We start from the raw sequence: 20,599 nt of genomic DNA, 5'->3' as shown, positions 1-20,599 counted from the left end.
GTGAATTGCTGTCACCGTCCTGTCACACCGGTTTCGGGCAACTCTGACGATCTGCGTCCTGCTATGGCTGGACGGGCCAACAACCCAATGCAGGATCAGGCAAGCATTTCGCAGGATGTGTCTACCGCTTGCGCTTGCACAAACTTATGCTCTGCTCCATTCCCACCGACTTTGCCGAGGATGCCGCACGTGACGTCATTCGATCGTTTTCAAGCGCCGCCCGATGCCGACATGGAAAAGCAGCGCGCGGAACTGGCGGCCATCATCCGCCGCAACACGTCCGAAGATGGCAGTTATGCCACTGCCGTCGGCTCGCTGGTCATGTCGCGCCACACCCGGTCCCATGACTTCGCCCCGGTGCTTGCGCAACCGGCGCTGTGCATCATGGCCCAGGGTCGCAAAGAGGTACGGCTGGCGGACGAATTCTTCAATTACGACCCGCTTAATTACCTGGTGGTATCGGTCTCGATGCCGTTGAGCGGTCGGGTGGTGAATGTCTCGCCCGAAGAGCCGATCCTCGCCGTGCGCCTGGACATCGATCCGGCGGAAATCACCGCACTGATCGCCGACGCCGGCCCGATGGGCGTGCCGACCCGTCCGACCGGACGCGGTTTGTATGTGGAGAAGATCGACAGCGCCATGCTCGATGCGGTGCTGCGTCTGGCCCGCCTGCTCGACGCGCCGAAAGACATCGCCATGCTCGCGCCGTTGATCCGCCGGGAGATTCTCTATCGCCTGCTGCGCAGTCCGCAGGGCCATCGGCTGTACGAGATTGCCATCGCCAACAGCCAGAGCCACCGTATCAGCCAGGCGATCAAATGGCTCAACGGCAACTTCGAACAGCCGCTGCGCATTGATGATCTGGCGAAGGAAGTGAACCTCAGCGTCTCGACCCTGCATCACCGTTTCAAGGCGATGACGGCGATGAGTCCGTTGCAGTATCAGAAGCAGCTGCGCCTGCAAGAGGCGCGGCGCCTGATGTTGGCTGAGGGGCTGGAAGCGTCGGCGGCCGGGTATCGGGTGGGGTATGAAAGCCCGTCGCAGTTCAGCCGCGAGTACAGCCGGTTGTTTGGCGCGCCGCCGTTGAGGGATCTGGCGCGCCTGAGATTGAGTGTCTGATCAGGCGCCGAGCACCCGACACGCCTCACTCGGCAACGTCACCGACACCGGATGCCCGATCCCCAACCCGAAGCCCTGACACGGCGTACTCAGCGCCGTAAACGTCACCCCGGAACACTCCACCGTAGTCTCGATGGTCGCGCCGATATCCCGCACAAACGTCACCTTGCCCAGCAGACGATTGCCCGCCGTAGCCTGCGGTGCCGACAGTTGCAGGTCTTCGGGACGAATCAGCATCTTCACTTTCTGCCCGACTACGATGCTGCTGCAGGTCGGCACTTGCAGGGCATCGCCACCCGGCAGCACGATCTTGCCATCGCCCAGTGCGGTGGCCGGGAAAATATTCCCCGAGCCGATAAAGTCCGCGACGAATTCGTTGGCCGGATGCCGATAGATTTCAATCGGCGTGCCCACCTGCTGCACCCGATGCTCACCCAGCACCACCACGATATCGGCCATAGTCATGGCCTCGCGCTGATCGTGGGTCACCATGATCGTGGTGATGTTCAGGCGTTGTTGCAGTTGACGGATTTCCACCTGCATCGACTCGCGCAACTTGGCGTCCAGCGCCGACAGCGGTTCGTCGAGCAGAAGGATTTTCGGGTGCGAGGCAATCGCCCGGGCAATCGCCACTCGCTGACGCTGGCCGCCGGAGAGTTTGGCCACCGGGCGATCAATCATCGGTTGCAGCTGGATCAGCTCCAGCAACTCCACCACCCGCGCCTGTTGATCAGCCTTGCTCACACCGCGCAGTTTCAGCGGATAGGCGATGTTCTCGCCCACGGTCATGTGCGGGAACAGCGCCAGCGACTGAAACACCATGCCGAAGTTGCGCAGGTGCGCCGGGGTGTGGCCGATGTCCTCGCCGTCCAGGCGGATCTCGCCGCCGGTGAGGGTTTCCAGCCCGGCGATCATTCGCAGCAACGTGGTCTTGCCGCAACCCGACGGGCCGAGGAAGCACACCAGTTTGCCCTCGGGCAAATGCAGGTTGACGTCTTTTACCGCGCAGGCCGAGCCGTAGTGTTTCTCGACGTTTTCCAGAATCAGACCAGACATAAATCACCTCAAGAAATCAGAATGAAACGCCGCCTTCACCGACCAGCTTCTCCAGCGCCCAGATCAGGACAAAGTCGATCAGCACGATCAGCACGGCAAACGAGAACACGGTAGGGTCGAGCGATGACACAGTGCGGCTGTACATCCAGATCGGCACGGTCATGACGTCGATGGTGTAGAGGAAATAGGTCACGGTGAATTCGTTGAACGAGACGATGAACGCCAGCAGCATCCCCGCCAGAATCCCCGACTTCATCAACGGCACCACCACATCGACGATGGCGCGCAATGGCGAGGCGCCGAGCATCTGCGCGGCTTCTTCGACTTCGCTGCCGATGGAAAGCATGGCCGCCGTGCAATTCTTCACCACGAACGGCAGCGCCAGAATCACGTGGGCGATCACCAGCCGCGAGGTGGTCATGTGGAACGGCAGGCTGTCGAACACCAGCAGCAACGCCAGCCCCAGCACCACCATCGGGAACACCAGCGGCAGCGACATCAGCTGCAGCGCCACACCCTTGCCACGGAACTCGCAACGGGTCAGCGCGTAGGCCGCCGGCACCGCGATCAGCGTGGCGAAAATCATCGTCAGGCATGACACCAGCAAACTGGTGCCCATGGCCTGGCCGAGGCTCAGCACATCGCTGGCATCGGGCGAAACGAAGGTGTGCCACGCCGCTTTGTACCACTGCAGGCTGTAGCTGCTCGGCGGGAAGTCGAGGTTCGACGCGCCGCTGAACGACATCACGATCATGGTCAGGATCGGCAACACGGCCAGGAACAAAATGATCCCGGAAAGAATGCCGGCGAACTTGCCGGTATCGCCCGGCAACAGCGACTGACGCTTCTTGATCAGGGCACTCATTGCGAAGCCTCCAGCAGACGGCGACGGCGGCCGGTGATGTATTCGGACAAGGTCATGATGGCGAGCGTGGTGACGATCAGCACCACACCGGCGGCGGATGCGGCGGGCCAGTTCATCAGCGGGGCGATCTGGTCATGCACCATCACCGCGAGCATCGGCACGCGCCGACCGCCGAGCAAAAGCGGCACCACGAAGCTGCTGGCGTTGTAGGCGAACACCAGGGTCGCGCCGGTGATGATCCCCGGCAGACTCATCGGCAACACCACCTGACGGAACACTTGAAAGCGGCTGGCACCGAGGGTCGCGGCGGCTTCTTCATAGCTGCGAGCAACACCGCGCATGGCGCTGGCAATCGGCAGCACAGCCAGCGGGAACGCGGTCTGCACCAGGCCCATCAACACGCCGTTCTGGTTGTACAGCAACATGATCGGACGCTTGATCAGACCGAGGCCCATCAGGGTCTGGTTGAGCATGCCGCCAGGGCCGAGGATCACCAGCCAGCCATAGCTTTGCAGCAGCAGGTTGACCAGCAGCGGCAGCAGCACCGCCGCCAGAAAAATCCGTCGCACGAATGGCGAAGTCAGGCGCGACATGGTGTACGCCACCGGGATCGCCAGCACCACGGCGATCACCGCGCTGATCAGCGCCAGACGCAAGGTCAGCAGCAACGATTTGAGGTAGTATGGTTCGAGCAACTGGGCGTAACTGGTCAGGCTGAAACCGGACCACTCCGCACCCTTGGTACCGACACTCATGCGCAGCACCAGCAGGCTGGCGGCAATCAGCACGCCGAGAAACAGCATCGACGGCGTGAGGAAAAACCACGCCCGCGCGGTCGGCGAAACACCGCGCGCCGGGCGCGCGTCACCCGCGCCGACCGGTTGGGTCAGGGATTGATGTTCCATAGCAATGATCTCGTCAATGGAAAAACAACTGACAGACACTGCCTTCAAATCCACCGAGAAATCTGTGGGCGCGAGCTTGCTCGCGATAGCAATCTGTCAGTCGACACTGTCGGTGAATGTCAGTCCGCAATCGCGAGCAAGCTCGCTCCCACAGGTACTTCGGTGTTTGAAGAACCTGCGTCCATCACTCGATCAGGAAGAAAAGATTTCCGTGTAGCGACGAATCCACTGGTCATGCACGGTCGCCAGGAAGGCGTTGTCGTGCATGATCGCCTTCTCCGCGATCTGCTCCGGCGTGAGGATGAACGGGCTCTTGCGCGCTTCGGCGGAGATGATCGCCTTGGCATTGACCGGGCCGTTGAAGATGTCTTCGGCCATCTTGCCCTGCACCAGCGGATCGAGAGAGTGGTCGATGAAGGCGTAAGCCAGGTCGGTGTCGCCCGGACGGTTCTTCGGCATCACCGAAAGCATCAGGTCGGTGTAGAAACCTTCCTTCATGCCGAACGTGGCGCCGAGGCCATAGTTCGGGTCGCGGATCTGCTTGGGGAAAAACGCCGGGGCATACAGGCCGCCCATGTCCAGGGAACCGGTGCGGAACAGCTCGGCGATCTGGTTGGGGTTTTCGCCCAGGGTCACCACGCGGTCTTTCAGCTCGGCGAGTTTCTTGAAGCCCGGCTCGATGTTGTGCTCGTCACCCCCGGCCAGTTTGGCGGCGATGATGATCAGGTCCATGGCCTCGGTCCAGTTCGGCGGCGGCAGGAAAATGTTCGGTGCCAGATCGGCGTCCCACAGTGCCGCGTAACTGTCCGGCGCGGTGGTCTGGGTGCGAGTGCTGTAAACCAGACTGTTGCACCACAGCAGGTAACCGATGCCGTGACCGTTGGCCCCGGTGCGGTATTTTTCCGGGACGTCGACCAGGTTGGGAATGCGGTTGAGATCGGGTTTTTCCAGCAGTCCGGCAGCGGCCAGACCTTCGGCGCCGACGCCAGCCAGGGTGATGATGTCGTACTGCGGGCGGTCACCACCGGCCTTGAGCTTGGCGACCATTTCCGAGGTGCTGCCGGTACGGTCGGCAATCACTTTGGCGCCGGTCTTGGCTTCGAACGTTGCAGCGATGTTGCGCAGTGCGGCGAGGCCCGTGTCATCGGACCAGGTCAACAGGCGCAGGGTCTTGCCGGCAAAGCGGGTGTCGCTGGCACTGGCCCGGATGAAGGGCATGCTCATGGCCGCCGCAGCCACCGAGGCCACACCGACGGTTTTGATGAATTGACGCCTGTTCAGATCGTGCTCGCCCATTTAGGACTCCCATTATTCTTGTAAGTATGAGACTGATCGCAACCCTTGCATCTGCCTGACCGAAATTGCTCAAGCGCCCGGTTTCAAAGGGCTTGAGCGTGGTCTGCGGGTTCATCCTGAGGTCGTGCAAAACACCTGACTATCGATAAAAACTCATTGGAGCCATGACGCCGGCGCATGCCTCGTTGCGAGGCATGCGCTGACCTTTTTCGGGCATTCAGAGCGCGCGAATCACGTGCTTGATTTCCTGAAATGCCGCCAGGCCCCATGGCCCCAATTCGCGGCCGATGCTGCTCTGTTTGTAGCCGCCCCACGCGGTCTGCGGGAAGATCACCTGCGGCGCGTTGAGCCACACCAGCCCCGCCTGCAGGGCGTTGGCGACCCGATCCGCGGTCTCGGCATTGCGCGTGACGACACTGGCGACCAGCCCGAACTGACTGTCGTTGGCCAGGGCAATCGCCTCCGCTTCCGAAGCGAAACTGCGCACGCAGATCACCGGGCCGAAAATCTCTTCACACCACAGCGCACTGTCGAGGGGCACTTCGGTGAAGATCGTCGGCTGCAAGAAATATCCGCGCGGCAGATCGGCCGGACGATTACCGCCACAGATCAGCTTGGCCCCGGCGCTGAGGCCACGGTCGATGTGACCGAGCACACGCTGGTACTGCGCCTGATTGACCAGCGCGCCCATCTCGACTTCAGGATCGAACGGATCGGCCACCCGGATTTTTTCCGCGCGGGCCTTCAGACGAATCAGGAATTCATCGGCAATTTCATCGGCCACCAGCACTCGGCTGGTGGCCGAACACATCTGCCCGGCGTTGAAGAAACCGCCACCGCAGGCCAGTTCCACCGCCAGATCAAGGTCGGCATCTTCCAGAATCAGCAGCGAGGATTTGCCGCCCAGTTCCAGGCTCACGCCCTTCACGGTTTCAGCGGCGCGCTGCATCACCTGCACACCCACGGCGTTACTGCCGGTGAAGGAAATCTTGGCGATGCGCGGGTCCGCCGACAGCGGCGCGCCGACTGCCAGACCGGTGCCGCACACCAGGTTGAACACGCCTTTTGGCAGACCGGATTCGGCAATGATGGTCGCCAGTTCCAGCTCCGGCAGCGGTGTGACTTCCGACGGTTTGAGCACCACGCAGCAACCGGCGGCGAGAGCTGGCGCGAGTTTCCATGCGGTGGTGACCATCGGGAAATTCCACGGCACGATAAGCCCGACAACACCGCACGGCTCGCGGCGCAGACGTGCGCTGAAGTCATCGCTGGGCAGCGGCACATTGCTGTTCTGTTTCGCATCGAGGCCTTCGGCGAGTTCGGCGTAGTACTCGAAGGTGGCGATCACGTCGTCGACATCGATGCCCGCTTCGAACTGCGGTTTGCCGTTGTTGCTCGACTGCAACTTCATCAGATGTTCGCGACCGTTGCGCACGCCATTGGCGATGCTGCGCAGTATCGCGGCGCGCTCGGCACCGGTGGTTTTCGACCAGCCCTTGAAGGCTTCGGTCGCCGCCGCTACCGCCTGGTTGACGGCGCTTTCGTCACCGCCATTGACCGTGGTCAGCAGCGCTTCGGTGGCCGGGTTGATGACGCGCAGATGTTCGCGGCCGGCGGACCATTGGCCGTTGATGTACAGGCCGTCGAGTGTGGTCGGGAAATTGATCATTGGGCCACCGCCTTCATCCATTGGGTCTGGTCGATTTCGATCAGGGTCGGGCCCTGACGATCGGTGGCGGCGCGCAGTGCACCGCGCAAATGTTCGGCCGAGCTGATCGCTTCTGCTGCGCAACCCAGTGCCTTGGCCACACCGATGAAATCCGGGGTATAGATATCCACGCCCACCGGCTCGATGGCGCGGTTGACCATGTATTTCTTGATTTCTTCGTAACCCTGGTTATTCCACAGCAGGATGATCACCGGGGTGCGCGCTTCGACGGCGCTGGCCAGTTCCGGCAGGGTGAATTGCAGACCGCCGTCGCCGATCAGACACACCACCGGCGGACGTGCGCCGTGTTCGAGGTTGCCACCGAGCCACGCGCCGATCGCTGCCGGCAAGGCGTAACCGAGGGTGCCGTAACCGGTGGACGAGTTGAACCAGCGGCGCGGGCGCTCCGGGTTGAACGTCAGGTTGCCGGTGTACACCGGTTGCGTGGAGTCACCGACGAACACTGCGTTCGGCAATTCGTGCAGCACGGTTTCGAGGAAACGGGTCTGGGCCAGCGTCGGGGCATCCCAGGTCGCAGCCAGGTCTTCACGCAGACGCGCGGCACGCACCTGACCCCAATCGTTGCGGCGCTCGGCCAGCGGTTTGTGCGACAGCGCGCTCAGCAATGCTTGCGCAGCGTTGCGCGAGTCGGCCACCAGCGCCACGTGCGGCGGGTAGTTGCGCACGGTCTGGTCGGGATCGATATCGACGCGAAGCAACTTGCCGGGGATTTCGAAGCCGCCGGCGAAGGTGACGTCGTAGTCGGTTTCCGCCAGCTCGGTGCCGATCGCCAGCACCACGTCGGCATCGGCCACCAGAGCGCGAGTCGCCACCAGGCTCTGGGTCGATCCGATCAGCAGAGGATGGCTGGACGGTAGCATGCCTTTGGCGTTGATGGTCAGGGCCACCGGTGCGTCGAGCAGCTCGGCCAGTTCGGTGAGTTCGGCCGCTGCGTCGATGGCGCCGCCACCGGCGAGGATCAGCGGACGCTGAGCGCCGGCCAGCAGTTCAGTCATGCGGCTCACGGCGGCCGGCGCAGCACCGGCGCGGTCGATGTTGACCGGCACGCTGGCGAGCAGTTCGTCGGCTTCTTCGACCAGCACGTCCAGCGGAATTTCGATGTGCACCGGACGCGGACGCCCAGCCTGGAACAGCGCGAAAGCACGGGCCAGCACGCCCGGCAATTCGGACGCCGACATCAGGGTGTGGGAGAACGCCGCCACGCCGCCGACCAGTGCGCTCTGGTTCGGCAGTTCATGCAGCTTGCCGCGACCGCCGCCCAGTTGACTGCGCGACTGCACGCTGGAGATCACCAGCATCGGGATCGAATCGGCGTAAGCCTGGCCCATGGCGGTGGTGATGTTGGTCATGCCTGGACCTGTGATGATGAAGCACACACCCGGTTTGCCGCTGGTGCGGGCGTAGCCGTCGGCCATGAAACCGGCGCCCTGTTCGTGGCGCGGGGTGACGTGGTTGATGCTCGAACGGGCCAGCCCGCGATACAGCTCCACGGTATGCACCCCGGGGATGCCGAACACCTGCTCGACCCCATAATCTTCGAGTAACTTGACCAGTACTTCGCCACACGTCGCCATGTCTTTGCCCTTCTTGTTCGTTGAGGCACCGGGCTTTAAAGGAACCGGTGATTGGCCTCATTGAAACGGGCGACCCGTAGCCGCAACAATCGATAAAAGCTCATACTAGCCATGTCCTCACGTCATACCTTGGATCCACATGAAACGACTGCCTCCCCTGCCCGCCCTGCACACGTTTCTGATTACCGCGCAGTGCTGCAACTTCACCCGGGCCGCCGAGCAGTTGCACATCACCCAAGGCGCGGTGAGCCGGCAGATCGCGGGGCTTGAGGAACATCTGGGTTATGAGCTGTTCATTCGCCTGGCCCGAGGCCTGGAGCTGACGGCCGAAGGTCGCGAATGGCTGCCACGGGTGCAGCAGGTGTTCAGCCTGATCGGCGACTCGGTGGAGCAGATCGGCGCCAAACGCGAGACCTTGCAACTCAAGGCGCCGAGCTGCGTGATGCGCTGGTTGTTGCCGCGCCTGCTGCAATGGCAGCGCGAGCGCCCGGACGTGCCGGTGAAACTCACGGCGTCGCTGCAACACGGGGTGGATTTTCATCGCGAGCAGTTCGACGCAGCGGTGATCTACGGCACCGCGCCCCACGACTCACCCGCCACCCTGCACCTGTTCGATGAACAACTGACGCCGGTCTGCTCGCCGACGCTGCTCAACGGTGGGCCGGCCCTGCACACACCGGCAGATCTGCAACAGCATCTGCTGCTGCACCCGACTCACACGGATGACGACTGGACTCTCTGGCTCGAAGCCGCCGAACTGCACTTGAGCAATATCGCCAGCGGTCAGCATTTCGAAACGCTGGATCAGGCGATGTCGATGGCGTCCCACGGGACGGGGGTGGCGATCGGCGACTGGTCACTGATCGGCGACGACTTGAACGCCGGGCGACTGGTGATGCCGTTCGATCTGAAGGTGAAGACGGGACTGGGCTATTACATCGTGGCGCCGGCGTCGGAGCCGTCGGCGAAATTGCAGGAGTTGATGGGGTGGTTGGTTGAGCAGGCTCATACGCGGTGAGGCCTTGCCCTCACCCTAACCCTCTCCCGGAGGGAGAGGGAACTGACCGAGGTGTCTTACGTAATACATCGACCTGAAAAATCTGGGCGATTATGGATTCAATACATCCCGTTCAAGTCGGCGTAATTTTCAAGCATCCCACGATCGGCTCCCTCTCCCTCCGGGAGAGGGCTGGGGTGAGGGGCTTTTCAGTACTTAATAACCGACAGTAAACCGCTGACGCGAATGCTTCGGCGTTTCCACTTCGTCGATCAACGCAATCGCATAGTCGGCAAAGCTGATCGAGCTCTGCCCTTCGGCACTCACCAGCAAGTCATCCTTGCCCACGCGGAACTTGCCGGTGCGCTCGCCTTCGACAAACAGCGCCGACGGCGACAGGAACGTCCAGTCCAGTTCCTTTTCCTGACGCAAGGCATCAAGGAACGCCGCACCGGCGCTGGCCTCAGCCTTGTACTCGGCCGGGAAACCGGCGCTGTCGATCACGCGGGTGCCGTCCGGCAGCAACAGCGAACCGGCACCGCCGACCACCAGCAGACGTTTCACCCCGGCCTGTTTCACCGGACCGATCAGCGCGCTCGCCGGCACCGTGGCGAAATGCGCTGCGCTGATCACCACATCGTGGCCGGCGACGGCGTCCTGCAACGCGGCTGCATTCAGCACGTCGACATTCTTGCTGACCACACCGGCGCGGGCGCCGATCTTCGAGGTATCCCGAGCGATGGCGGTGACGCTGTGGCCGCGACGCAGGGCTTCTTCCAGCAATTGGCTGCCGGCACGGCCGGTGGCACCAATGATTGCGATCTTGCTCATGACATTCTCCAGTTGGCTTGAGAGTGCTGCGTTTTTCAGATTCGGGTTACCACTTCATCTCGCCCTTGGCGACTTTGGCGCTCAGCTCCAGCGAGCTTTCCTCGCCCAGTGTCGGGTAGCGTTTTTTCATCGCGGCGATCAGCGCGGCAGAGTCCTTGGCCTTGGCGGTTTCGGCATCGAACGCCTTGATGTAGTCGGCGGTGAATTTCACCGCCGCCAGCGAACGGGCGCTGTCACCCAGGTAGTGACCCGGCACCACGGTTTTCGGTTTCAGGGTTTCGATCGAGTGCAGGGTTTCCAGCCAGTCGGCGTGGGATTGCGCAGTCTGGGTGTCGGCCATCCACACGTGAATGTTCTCGGCGACAACCACACCACCGACCACGGCTTTCAGCGAAGGAATCCACACGAAGCTGCGATCCGGCTGCTTGCCTTCCAGACCAACCACCTGCAATTTCTGACCTTCGAGCATCAGGCTGTCGCCCTTGAGCACGCCCGGCACGATGGTTTTGGCCGGCACGTCGGCGCCCATTTTCGGACCCCAGAACGCAAGCTTGCCGTCGACGGTTTTTTTGATGTGATCAACGGTCGGTTGCGAAGCCAGCACCTTGGCGTCCGGGAAGGCTTTGGTCAGGGTGTCGAGACCGAAGTAGTAATCCGGGTCACCGTGGCTGATGTAGATGGTGGTCAGTTGCTTGCCGCTGGCGCGGATCTTTTCCACCACTTGCTCGGCCTGGGATTTGCCGAACTGCGCGTCCACCAGAATCGCGTCCTTCTCGCCACTGACCAGCACCGAGGTCACCGGGAAGATCGCATGGGTGCCCGGGTTGTAGACATCGAGGGTCAGATTCGCAGCCGCTGCGTGGGCAGCAAAGCCGAGGGTGGCGGTGGCCAGTAAAACGCGCTTGAGGGTGGTGAAGCCGATCATGGGTTGCTCCGCTGTTCGAATGCCGTGCTTGGCGATGGGGACAGAGCTTAGTTGCCAGACTCGTTACAAAAAATGCGATGCTTGAACATAGTTTGTTTCTGAAAGCGGGCAAATCATGGATCGTCTCCAAGCAATGCGGGTGTTTGTCACGGTAGTGGATCTGGGCAGCCAGTCGGCGGCGGCCGATCACCTGGACCTGTCGCGGCCGGTGGTGTCGCGCTATCTGGCGGAACTGGAAGACTGGGTCGGCGCGCGCCTGATGCACCGCACCACGCGCAAGTTGAGCCTGACCGCCGCCGGCAACGAAATCCTGCCGCGCTGCCGGCAGATGCTGGAGCTGTCCGGCGACATGCAGGCCGCCGTCAGCGAACCTGCCGATGCGCCACGGGGTTTGCTGCGGATCAGCGTCAGTACCTCGTTCGGCCATGCGCAACTGGCCGATGCCATGGCGGCGTTCGTCAAAGCGTATCCGGGGGTGAACATCGACCTGCAAATGCTCGATCGCACCGTGAACCTGGTGGACGAGCGCATCGACCTGGCGATCCGCACCAGCAACGATCTCGATCCCAACCTGATCGCCCGGCGACTGACAGTCTGCCGTTCGGTGGTCTGCGCGGCGCCCGCCTATCTGCAGGAACATCCGCAGCCACAACGGGTCGAGGATCTGAGCCGGCACAACTGCCTTACCCATTCCTATTTCGGCAAGAGCCTGTGGCACTTCGAGGAAGATGGCGAACCGGTTTCGGTGCCGGTGCAGGGCAACATCAGCGCCAACGAGGCCAGCACCCTGCTGCGCGCGACTCTGGCCGGCGCCGGGGTCGCGATGCTGCCGACCTATCAGGCCGGGGTGCATGTGCACAGCGGTGAACTGGTTCGCCTGCTGCCCCACGCCGAGCCTCGGCAGATGAACATCTACGCCGTATATGCCTCGCGCAAGCACATGCCGGCGGCGCTGCGCTGCATGCTGGATTTTCTGGTGCAGCGTTTTCCCGAAAACCCGCAGTGGGATCAGCTTTAAGCTGCAAGCTGCAAGCTGCAAGCTGCAAGCGGAGAGCTCCAAGCGGAGAGCGGAGAGCCTGCGTCAATCTTGAAGCTTCAATCTTGAAGCTCGAAGCTTGCAGCTGCTCCCCTCTGGCCTATGCTGAAAGTAGTACCCAAGGGTATTCGTTCAGAGGTCAACGCCATGAACACCAGAACAAGAAGATACCTCGCGATTTTCATCACCTGCGCGGCCACGCTGGCGCTGTACGGCACCGCGGCATGGCGCGTGGAGCAGTTGCGGCAACTGCCCCGTGAGTACGCGAGCTGCAACTTCGAGCGCTGCATCCCTCACAACGCCACCCTCAACGCCCTGCGCTGATACAAGGCTCAGGCGTCGTCGTTCTGCTCGGCCTTCAAGCGGTCGCGGAACGCCTTTGGCGAGATCCCCACCCGGCGCCGGAACAGGCGCGTGAAGTTGGTCGGATCGGAAAACCCCAACACCTCGGACATCTCGTAAATGGTCATGCTGGTGTAAGTCAGCAGGCGCTTGGCTTCCAGCAATTGACGCTCGTGCATGATCTGCAACGCCGGCTGCCCCGCCAGTTCACGGCAGGTGCCGTTGAGGTGCGAGACGGAAATCCCCAGCCGATGGGCCAGGTCTTCGACCTTGACGTGCTGGCGGTAGGTTTCTTCCACCAGCTGAATGAACCCGTTGAGGTATTCGCGCTGACGCTGCGGACGTTGCGTGGCGTTGTGACGGTGAATCGCCTGACGGCTGACCCAGACCATGATCACACTGACCAGCGAATGCATGAGCATTTCCCGCGCCGGTTGATGGCCGTTGTACTCGGCCTGCAACGCGGCGAACAGACTGTTGAGGTACTCCGCGTCCTTGCCCGCCGGATAACTTTCGGCCTGGGCCAGGGCCTGCACCGCGCTACCCAGTTGCGCCTGCAAATGGTTGATCAACGGTGTGGCGAGGGTGACGACAAATCCTTCGACGTCCTCGGAAAAACGGAATCCATGCACCGATAACGGCGGCAGGATCTGGATCGCGGCTTCGTTCAGTTGCGTGCGTTGGCCTTCGATTTCAAGCTCTGCCTGACCTTTGAATACGAAGAGCAACTGGCACAAATCGGCGTGGCGGTGGGGTTTGATTTCCCATTGGTGTTCGCGGCTGCGTTTGGAAATGGTTTCACAGTGCAGCAAGTCAGGGGTCGGCCAGTCCAGGCTTTCACCGTAGAGCTTGAACACCGGAATCGAAGGCAGGTCAGGCTTGTTCATCACTTCAATCCAGGCCTCGAGGTTTGCGGGCGATAATCGCACCGATTGGCAGAATGTACAGGTATCGGCTCAGTTTTCACCTTCAATTGACAGACCCGCAAGGGAAAAATGCAAGCACTCGAATCCTGAAAATCATTCACCGGCCGTTGTCGCGTGAAGCTTGCGAGTCATAAAAACAATGAAAACGCTGAAAACCCAAGTCGCCATCATCGGCGCCGGTCCGTCCGGATTATTGCTCGGCCAACTGCTGCACAACGCCGGCATCGACACTCTGATTCTGGAGCGCCAGACACCTGACTATGTGCTCGGCCGAATCCGCGCCGGCGTGCTTGAACAAGGCATGGTAGAGCTGTTGCGCGAGGCTGGCGTAGGTCAGCGGATGGACGCCGAAGGTCTGGTGCACGGTGGTTTCGAACTGGCCCTCGACGGGCGCCGGATCCACATCGACCTGCAAGCCCTGACCGGCGGAAAAACCGTGATGGTCTACGGTCAGACCGAGGTCACTCGCGACCTGATGGCCGCTCGTCGGGAGACCGGCGGACAGACAATCTATGAAGCCAGCCATGTCGTTCCCTGTGGCATGAAAAGCGACGAAGCCTATGTCACCTTCGAAAAGGATGGCGAAACCTGGCGCGTCGATTGCGACTACATCGCCGGTTGCGACGGTTTCCACGGCGTAGCCCGGCAGTCGATTCCCGAGGACTGCCTGAAAGTCTTCGAACGGGTGTATCCGTTCGGCTGGCTGGGGATTCTCGCCGACACACCACCGATTCATGATGAACTGGTCTACGCCCGCCACGAGCGCGGCTTCGCCCTGTGCAGCATGCGCTCGGCGACCCGCACCCGTTATTACCTGCAAGTGCCGGCCGAGGAAAACGTCGACGACTGGTCGGATCAGCGTTTCTGGGATGAGCTGCGCAATCGTCTGCCGGAGGATCTGGCGCAGAAACTGGTGACCGGTCCGTCGATTGAAAAGAGCATCGCGCCGCTGCGCAGTTTTGTGGTCGAGCCGATGCAATACGGGCGGATGTTTCTGGTCGGGGATGCGGCGCACATCGTTCCGCCGACCGGTGCCAAGGGCTTGAATCTGGCGGCCAGCGATGTCAGCACGCTGTTCAGGATTTTGCTGAAGGTTTACCGCGAAGGTCGCACTGACTTGCTGGAGAAATACTCGGAGATCTGCCTGCGCCGGGTGTGGAAAGCCGAGCGGTTTTCCTGGTGGATGACTTCGATGCTGCACCGCTTCGACGAGCATGATGATTTCAGCCAGCGGATCTGCGCTTCGGAACTGGACTACTTTGTCAGCTCGGAGGCCGGTCAAAAAACCATTGCAGAAAATTACGTCGGGCTTCCTTATGAGGCTATCGAATAGCCTGCTACCGACTTACACTGGCGAGCACTCACCCGCTCGCCGTGGCACTGCGGGTCAATCACTGCCCGCAGGTTCGCCCGTGACCAATCTCAACCATCCCGAAACGCCCAAACCGGCCATTCGCAGCGTGCTGGTCGCGCTGATGATGGCGATCTTTCTCGGTGCGCTGGACCAGACCATCGTCGCCGTTTCCATGCCGGCCATCTCCGCCCAGTTCAAGGACGTCAGCCTGCTGGCCTGGGTGATTTCCGGCTACATGGTGGCGATGACCGTCGCGGTGCCGATCTACGGCAAGCTCGGTGACCTGTACGGGCGGCGCAAACTGATGCTGTTCGGCATGGGCCTGTTCACCCTCGCCTCGCTGTTCTGCGGCATGGCCCAGAGCATGGAGCAACTGGTGCTGGCGCGGATTTTCCAGGGCATCGGTGCCGGCGGGATGATTTCGGTGAGCCAGGCGATCATCGGCGATATCGTGCCGCCTCGCGAACGAGGCCGCTATCAGGGTTATTTCTCCAGCATGTATGCGGTGGCCAGCGTCGCCGGTCCGGTGCTCGGCGGTTACATGACCGAGTACCTGTCATGGCGCTGGGTGTTCCTGATCAACCTGCCGCTGGGTCTTGGCGCGTACTGGGTGGCGCGACGCAACCTGATCGGCCTGCCGATTCCCCAGCGCAAACCGGTCATCGATTACCTCGGCACGCTGCTGATGATCATCGGCCTGACCGCGCTGTTACTGGCGATCACTCAGGTCGGCCAGGGCCATGCTTGGCGCAGCAGCGAAGTGCTCGGGCTGTTCGCTTGTGCGGTGGCGGTGCTTGCGGTGTTCGTCTGGCATGAGCGGCGCGCCCGGGAGCCGTTGCTGCCGATGCACCTATTCACCAACCGCAGCGCCCTGCTGTGCTGGTGCACGATTTTCTTTTGCAGCTTCCAGGCGATTTCCCTGATCGTGCTGATGCCGCTGCGCTTTCAGAGCGTGACCGGCGCCGGGGCCGACAGCGCTGCGCTGCACTTGCTGCCGCTGGCGATGGGTTTGCCGATCGGCGCGTATTTCGCCGGACGTCGCACCTCGATCACCGGGCGCTACAAACCGCAGATTCTGACCGGTGCGCTGCTGATGCCGATCTCGATCCTTGGCATGGCCTTCAGCCCGCCTGATGCGACGCTGCTCAGCAGCCTGTTCATGCTGCTCAGCGGGATCGCCGGTGGCATGCAGTTCCCGACGTCGCTGGTCGGTACGCAGAATTCGGTCGAGCAAAAGGACATTGGCGTCGCCACCAGTACCACCAACCTGTTCCGCTCTTTGGGCGGCGCGGTGGGTGTGGCGTTGATGTCGGCACTGTTGCTGGCATTGTTGCAGGACTCCAGTTTCGCCCACCTGACCGGCAGCTCGCTGATGAGTGAAGGGCATTCCGGCAACGTGCTGCTCGATGGCCTGAACGCGGCGCCCGGCGATGCGCAGAATGCCTTGCGCGCTGAGCTGCTGGTGACGTTCCGGCATTTGCTGATGGTCAGTGCGGCGGTGTCGCTGCTCGGGCTGGCGGCGGCGATTGCGATGCCCAACCGGTTGCTGCGGGGCCGTGAGCACGGCGCCCGCTGATTGATGCCGATGGCTCCCACGCGCCGCGTGGGAGCTTTCAGCAATCAAGCACTGTAATAACCGACCGCCACCAGCATGTTCCCGACCTTCTTCAGGTAGGCATGCTTGTTCTCGACCTTGCCGGTCACCGGATTTTTCCAGCGGTATTCATACTCGCCCTCATCCTGTTTGCCGATCAACGACAGAATCGGCTCGCCCACCGGTTTGCCTTCCGGGTCGTCGACCTTGGCGAAATCGGTGTTGATCAGCCGCAGGTTGGTGCCGTGGGCGACGTAGCGGTGGTTGTTGAGATTGACCACGAACACATACAGGTCGTCCTGCAGGTAACCGCCCTTGAGCGAGTTGATCGCGGACAGCGTGCCCTTCTCGTCCTTGGTCAAATCGCTGGCCGCTTTGTCGAGCAACGCTTTTGCCTGCTCCGCCGACGCCCGCGGCAAGTAATAACCCACCGCCAGAATCCGCTGACCGATGCGTTGATAGTAAACGTGCTTGCGCTCGACCTTGCCGTCGGACCAGTTCTGCCAGCGGTATTCGGCCTGCTGGATGCCGTTGCCTTCCGGCACTTTCAAGGCGTCCTTGAAGGACTTCTGCAAGTCCGGCCCGAGGACTTCGCTGACGTCGCGACCGATCAATGCCGACGACGGCCCGCCGCTGGCGAGCATCACGCCCTTGGTGTCGACCACGAACACGTAACGGTCCTTGTCGACGAATTCGCCCTGGCGGCTGAACGCCGCGAACGCCTTGTCGCCGTTGTCGTGGTAATAGGCCAGAGCCTTTTCCAGCAAGGCGATGGCGGCCTTGCTGTCGTCTTTTTCCGTGGTGGCCGCATTGGCCTGACCGAAACTCAACAGCAGCACCGCGCCGAGCCAGGCCAGCTTGTGCACAAACCCCATGACGCATCCCTCGTTCTTGTTGGTGTTTCAAGAGCGTAGACGGCCTGAAGGCATGTATGGATATTCAGAAAGCTTCTGAATGTTGCTGTGGCGAGGGCGTTCGCGCCCTCGCCACACAAGAGGCTTACGGACGGGCGTTGAGTTGCTGTTGCAGGTTCTGGATCTGCGCTTGCAGGGTGTTGATGTTGCGGGTCATCTGCGCTCGGAACGCATCGAACTCGGCGGTGTTGGTGCCTCCCTGCGCAGCGGCCGGACGGTTGTCCTGCTCGCTCTTGAGGATGACGATTTCCTGCTCCAGACGATCGATCGCCGGGTTCGACCCACCTTGTTTTTTCAAAGCCGTAATGTCGGCACCGAGGCTCTTGAACTGCGCATCGAATCCCTTCACCTGTGCATCAAAGCTCTTGAGCTGAGCATCGAGCTTGCTGGTGTCGGCCGAGGTGCTTTTCAGCGTGGCCAGTTCGGCGCTCAGGGCTTTGACCTGGGCCTGCAACTGAGTGTTGGCGTTCTGTTGTTCAGTGGTCTGGGCGGTCATCTGCGCCAGCCGCTTGTCCAGATCCGTCGCCTGCCCGGCCACGCCCTGCTGCTGTTTGCTCTGATCCTGAAGCGCACTTTGCAGCTGTTTGATCTGCAGCTTCAACGCTTCGCTGTCGGTGGTGACGTTGGTCTGGCTGGCCACGACCTTACCGGAAATGTCCTGCAGGCGCCCCGCCGCTTCCTCACTGATGCGCGCGAAACTTTCCTGGGTCGCCACCAGTTGCTGCTCCATCAGCGAGATCTGCTGGAAGCTCCACCAGGCAAGACCAATGAAGGCGAAGAACAATGCGCCGACCAGTGCCCACAACGGCCCGGTGCTGGCGGCCTTGACCTTGACCACCGGCGGCGTGCGCGAATGCACGGTGGTGCGGGCGGTGACCGGAAAATCGTCGTCATCGAGGGTGTCGGCGCGCAGGCTCGGTACATCGTCGAAATCGTCGTGGGCATCGTTACGCATGGACATTGAGGCAACCTTTGTGAAACGCGGTGATGGCAGAGTGGGGCGAAGTATAAACCCCGCGGCCGCTGGGGTTGACCCTCAAGCCGTGGCGCGGTTCAGTGCCGGCCGGCAGATTCGTATCAACGAATGTCCTGGGCCTTCCACCAGCCACAGAACTCATCGAGGGCCGTCCACAGACTGACTTTCGGATCGTAGTCCAGATAATGCCGGGCGCGACTGATGTCGAGGGTGAAATTTTTGTTCATCACCTGCATGCCCAGGCGCGACAGGGTCGGCTCGGGACGCCCGGGCCAGAGCTTGCACACCCCTTCGTTGAGCGCCGCCACGCTGTAGGCCAGACCGTAGGAACGGTACTTGGTGACCTGTGGGACTTCCATCTTGCGCATCACGTAATTGACCACATCCCACAGCGGCACCGGAGCGCCGTTGCTGATGTTGTAGGCTTTGCCCAACGCGGAGGCGTCGGCCAGCAGGCTGCTGAGCAACGCTTCGTTGAGGTTGTGTACGCTGGTGAAATCGACCTTGTTCAGACCGTTGCCGATGATCGCCAGACGGCCCTTGCGCTGCATGTTCAGCAAGCGCGGAAAGATGCTCATGTCGCCGGCGCCGGTGACGAAACGCGGGCGCAGGGCGAGGGTTTCGAGGCCGAATTCCTGGGCGCCGAAGACCTTTTGCTCGGCCAGGTATTTGGTCGCGGCGTAGTGATGCTTGAAGCGCTTGGGCACTTGCTCTTCGGTCAGGCCGAGATGGTCGCGACCGTCAAAGTAGATCGAGGGCGACGACAGATGCACCAGCCGCCGGACCCGTTGCTTCAGGCAGGCCTCGACCACGTTTTCGGTGACTTGCACGTTGCCCTGATGGAAGTCCTGATAACGGCCCCACAAACCGACCGCGCCGGCGCAATGCACCACGGCTTCGACATCGCTGCACAGCGCACGCACCAGATCCGGATCGCTCAAATCGCCTTGAACGAACTCGGCACCGCGACGCACCAGATGCTCGACACCCTCGGCCCGGCGACCGTTGACCCGCACGTCCAGGCCCTGCTCCAGGGCGAAACGCGCAAAGCGTCCGCCAATGAAGCCGCTTGCGCCGGTGACCAGAATTTTCATGTAGAGCTCCAACAAAACCAGCTGCAAGCTTCGAGCTTCGAGCTTCGAGCTGCAAGGTAAATACAGTACGCAAGCGCTTTACTTGGCGCTTGCAGCTTGACGCTCGTAGCTGCTTTCAGGCCACCAGCCATTGCGCCGACGAGCGCACCAATTGCTCGGTCAACAGCCCGAGCAACTGACCGCCATTGCGCCAATGATGCCAATACAAGGGCACGTCGATCGGTTTATCTGGCAACAGTTCGCGCAGTACGCCGCGCTCCAGCTGCTCGCGCACCTGCAATTCCGGCACCAGTCCCCAGCCAAGCCCGGCTTCGGTCAGGCGGATGAAACCTTCGGACGACGGGCACAGGTGATGTTCGAAACCGCCATCGACGCCGAGGGAGGCGAGGTAACGATGCTGGAGAAAATCGTCCGGGCCAAACACCAGCGCCGGGGTGCGCGGCAATTGTTCGGCCCGCACGCCGTCGGGAAAATGCCGCTCGATGAACGCCGGACTGGCCAGCGCCCGATAGCGCATCGCTCCGAGCAGCACGCTGCGCGCGCCTGCCACCGGACGCTCACTGGCGCACAGGCAACCGGCCACTTCACCGGCGCGCATGCGCTTGAGGCCGACGGTCTGGTCTTCGACGATCAGATCGAGCAATAGATGTTGTTCGGCGCAGAAGTCGCCCACCGCCTCGGCCCACCAGGTGGCTAGGCTGTCGGCATTCAGGGCGATGCGCAGGCGTTCCGGCAGGCCCTCTTCGTCCAGCGCCGGCACCAGCGTCTGCAAATCCCGTTCGAGCAGGCGCACCTGCTGCACATGGTTGAGCAGACGCCGGCCAATTTCGGTTGGCGACGGCGGTGTCCCGCGTACCAGCACCGGTTGGCCGACCCGAGCTTCCAGCAGTTTGATCCTTTGGGAAATCGCCGATTGCGAAAGGCCCAACACCTGCGCCGCGCGTTCGAATCCGGCCTGCTCGACCACAGCGGCCAGAGCGGAAAGCAATTTGTAGTCGAACATCAGTTTTCCTAATGAGCGATCAGCACTATTGGTTTTTCTTATACCGCGTCAACCGGGAGAATA

At 61.8% G+C, this 20,599-nt stretch carries 19 protein-coding genes; 6 read left to right on the top strand and 13 right to left on the bottom strand.

What is annotated here, in order from left to right; genetic code table 11:
• The first annotated feature begins 189 nt into the window (after positions 1-189).
• A complete protein-coding gene (locus L6D82_RS20950) occupies positions 190-1,119 on the top strand; it encodes an AraC family transcriptional regulator (RefSeq protein WP_236191416.1) in 930 nt (309 codons plus the stop codon).
• Here L6D82_RS20950 and L6D82_RS20945 read toward each other — a convergent pair whose 3' ends face one another.
• The 6 genes from L6D82_RS20945 to L6D82_RS20920 all read right to left on the bottom strand — a co-directional run bounded on the left by L6D82_RS20945 (position 1,120) and on the right by L6D82_RS20920 (position 8,544).
• On the bottom strand, positions 1,120-2,175 hold the full coding sequence (locus L6D82_RS20945; RefSeq protein WP_236191414.1) for an ABC transporter ATP-binding protein: 1,056 nt from the start codon (positions 2,173-2,175) through the stop codon (positions 1,120-1,122). It lies immediately after the preceding gene.
• 16 nt (positions 2,176-2,191) lie between these two features.
• A complete protein-coding gene (locus tag L6D82_RS20940) occupies positions 2,192-3,040 on the bottom strand; it encodes an ABC transporter permease (RefSeq protein WP_007960165.1) in 849 nt (282 codons plus the stop codon).
• Positions 3,037-3,945, bottom strand: coding sequence for an ABC transporter permease (locus L6D82_RS20935; RefSeq protein ID WP_102718053.1), 909 nt, complete (start codon positions 3,943-3,945; stop codon positions 3,037-3,039). The genes L6D82_RS20940 and L6D82_RS20935 overlap by 4 nt, the downstream gene beginning before the upstream one ends.
• Positions 3,946-4,137: 192 nt before the next feature.
• Entirely contained in the window at positions 4,138-5,241 is a 1,104-nt protein-coding gene (locus tag L6D82_RS20930) for an extracellular solute-binding protein (protein WP_064599076.1), read from the bottom strand.
• A 217-nt stretch (positions 5,242-5,458) separates the two neighbouring features.
• Complete coding sequence (locus tag L6D82_RS20925; protein WP_102687224.1) at positions 5,459-6,910, bottom strand: aldehyde dehydrogenase family protein; 1,452 nt, start codon at positions 6,908-6,910, stop codon at positions 5,459-5,461.
• Positions 6,907-8,544: a 5-guanidino-2-oxopentanoate decarboxylase gene (locus L6D82_RS20920; protein WP_236191411.1), complete on the bottom strand. Its 1,638-nt coding sequence runs from the start codon at positions 8,542-8,544 to the stop codon at positions 6,907-6,909. The genes L6D82_RS20925 and L6D82_RS20920 overlap by 4 nt, the downstream gene beginning before the upstream one ends.
• 139 nt (positions 8,545-8,683) lie before the next feature.
• Here L6D82_RS20920 and L6D82_RS20915 point away from each other — a divergent pair, with 139 nt between their 5' ends.
• Positions 8,684-9,562: a LysR substrate-binding domain-containing protein gene (locus tag L6D82_RS20915; RefSeq protein WP_074688417.1), complete on the top strand. Its 879-nt coding sequence runs from the start codon at positions 8,684-8,686 to the stop codon at positions 9,560-9,562.
• A gap of 195 nt (positions 9,563-9,757) precedes the next feature.
• On the opposite strand, the gene L6D82_RS20910 is transcribed toward L6D82_RS20915, so the two are convergent.
• Positions 9,758-10,372 carry an NAD(P)-dependent oxidoreductase gene (locus tag L6D82_RS20910; RefSeq protein WP_236191410.1) on the bottom strand — a complete coding sequence of 205 codons (615 nt, stop codon included), beginning with the start codon at positions 10,370-10,372 and terminating at the stop codon, positions 9,758-9,760.
• Positions 10,373-10,418: 46 nt separating this feature from the next.
• Positions 10,419-11,297: an MBL fold metallo-hydrolase gene (locus L6D82_RS20905; protein WP_236191408.1), complete on the bottom strand. Its 879-nt coding sequence runs from the start codon at positions 11,295-11,297 to the stop codon at positions 10,419-10,421.
• Positions 11,298-11,412: 115 nt separating this feature from the next.
• Between L6D82_RS20905 and L6D82_RS20900 the strand changes: the two genes are divergently transcribed.
• Together L6D82_RS20900 and L6D82_RS20895 are read left to right on the top strand one after the other, a co-directional pair.
• The gene (locus L6D82_RS20900; RefSeq protein WP_236191406.1) at positions 11,413-12,315 is read left to right on the top strand and encodes a LysR family transcriptional regulator; all 903 of its coding nucleotides are present in this window, start codon (positions 11,413-11,415) and stop codon (positions 12,313-12,315) included.
• A gap of 165 nt (positions 12,316-12,480) precedes the next feature.
• A complete protein-coding gene (locus L6D82_RS20895) occupies positions 12,481-12,657 on the top strand; it encodes a hypothetical protein (protein ID WP_007953274.1) in 177 nt (58 codons plus the stop codon).
• An 8-nt stretch (positions 12,658-12,665) separates the two neighbouring features.
• On the opposite strand, the gene L6D82_RS20890 is transcribed toward L6D82_RS20895, so the two are convergent.
• A complete protein-coding gene (locus L6D82_RS20890; RefSeq protein WP_007953272.1) occupies positions 12,666-13,562 on the bottom strand; it encodes a helix-turn-helix domain-containing protein in 897 nt (298 codons plus the stop codon).
• Positions 13,563-13,740: 178 nt separating this feature from the next.
• Here L6D82_RS20890 and pobA point away from each other — a divergent pair, with 178 nt between their 5' ends.
• Together pobA and L6D82_RS20880 are read left to right on the top strand one after the other, a co-directional pair.
• On the top strand, positions 13,741-14,934 hold the full coding sequence (gene pobA, locus L6D82_RS20885) for a 4-hydroxybenzoate 3-monooxygenase (protein WP_102718059.1): 1,194 nt from the start codon (positions 13,741-13,743) through the stop codon (positions 14,932-14,934).
• 79 nt (positions 14,935-15,013) lie between these two features.
• Positions 15,014-16,531: an MDR family MFS transporter gene (locus L6D82_RS20880; RefSeq protein ID WP_085745252.1), complete on the top strand. Its 1,518-nt coding sequence runs from the start codon at positions 15,014-15,016 to the stop codon at positions 16,529-16,531.
• Positions 16,532-16,575: 44 nt separating this feature from the next.
• On the opposite strand, the gene L6D82_RS20875 is transcribed toward L6D82_RS20880, so the two are convergent.
• The 4 genes from L6D82_RS20875 to L6D82_RS20860 form a co-directional block, all read right to left on the bottom strand.
• Positions 16,576-17,424, bottom strand: coding sequence for a cache domain-containing protein (locus L6D82_RS20875; protein WP_102687219.1), 849 nt, complete (start codon positions 17,422-17,424; stop codon positions 16,576-16,578).
• Between the two features lie 124 nt (positions 17,425-17,548).
• Complete coding sequence (locus L6D82_RS20870; RefSeq protein WP_102687218.1) at positions 17,549-18,424, bottom strand: ATPase; 876 nt, start codon at positions 18,422-18,424, stop codon at positions 17,549-17,551.
• A gap of 116 nt (positions 18,425-18,540) precedes the next feature.
• Positions 18,541-19,533: an NAD-dependent epimerase/dehydratase family protein gene (locus tag L6D82_RS20865; protein ID WP_085684455.1), complete on the bottom strand. Its 993-nt coding sequence runs from the start codon at positions 19,531-19,533 to the stop codon at positions 18,541-18,543.
• Positions 19,534-19,648: 115 nt separating this feature from the next.
• Positions 19,649-20,536: a LysR family transcriptional regulator ArgP gene (locus L6D82_RS20860; RefSeq protein ID WP_064383809.1), complete on the bottom strand. Its 888-nt coding sequence runs from the start codon at positions 20,534-20,536 to the stop codon at positions 19,649-19,651.
• Positions 20,537-20,599: the final 63 nt, after the last annotated feature.

The organism is Pseudomonas paraglycinae (genome assembly GCF_021601625.1).
GTDB lineage: Bacteria > Pseudomonadota > Gammaproteobacteria > Pseudomonadales > Pseudomonadaceae > Aquipseudomonas > Aquipseudomonas paraglycinae.
Note: the sequence above shows the minus strand (reverse complement) of the source record. Positions and strands in the feature narration are given on the sequence as shown.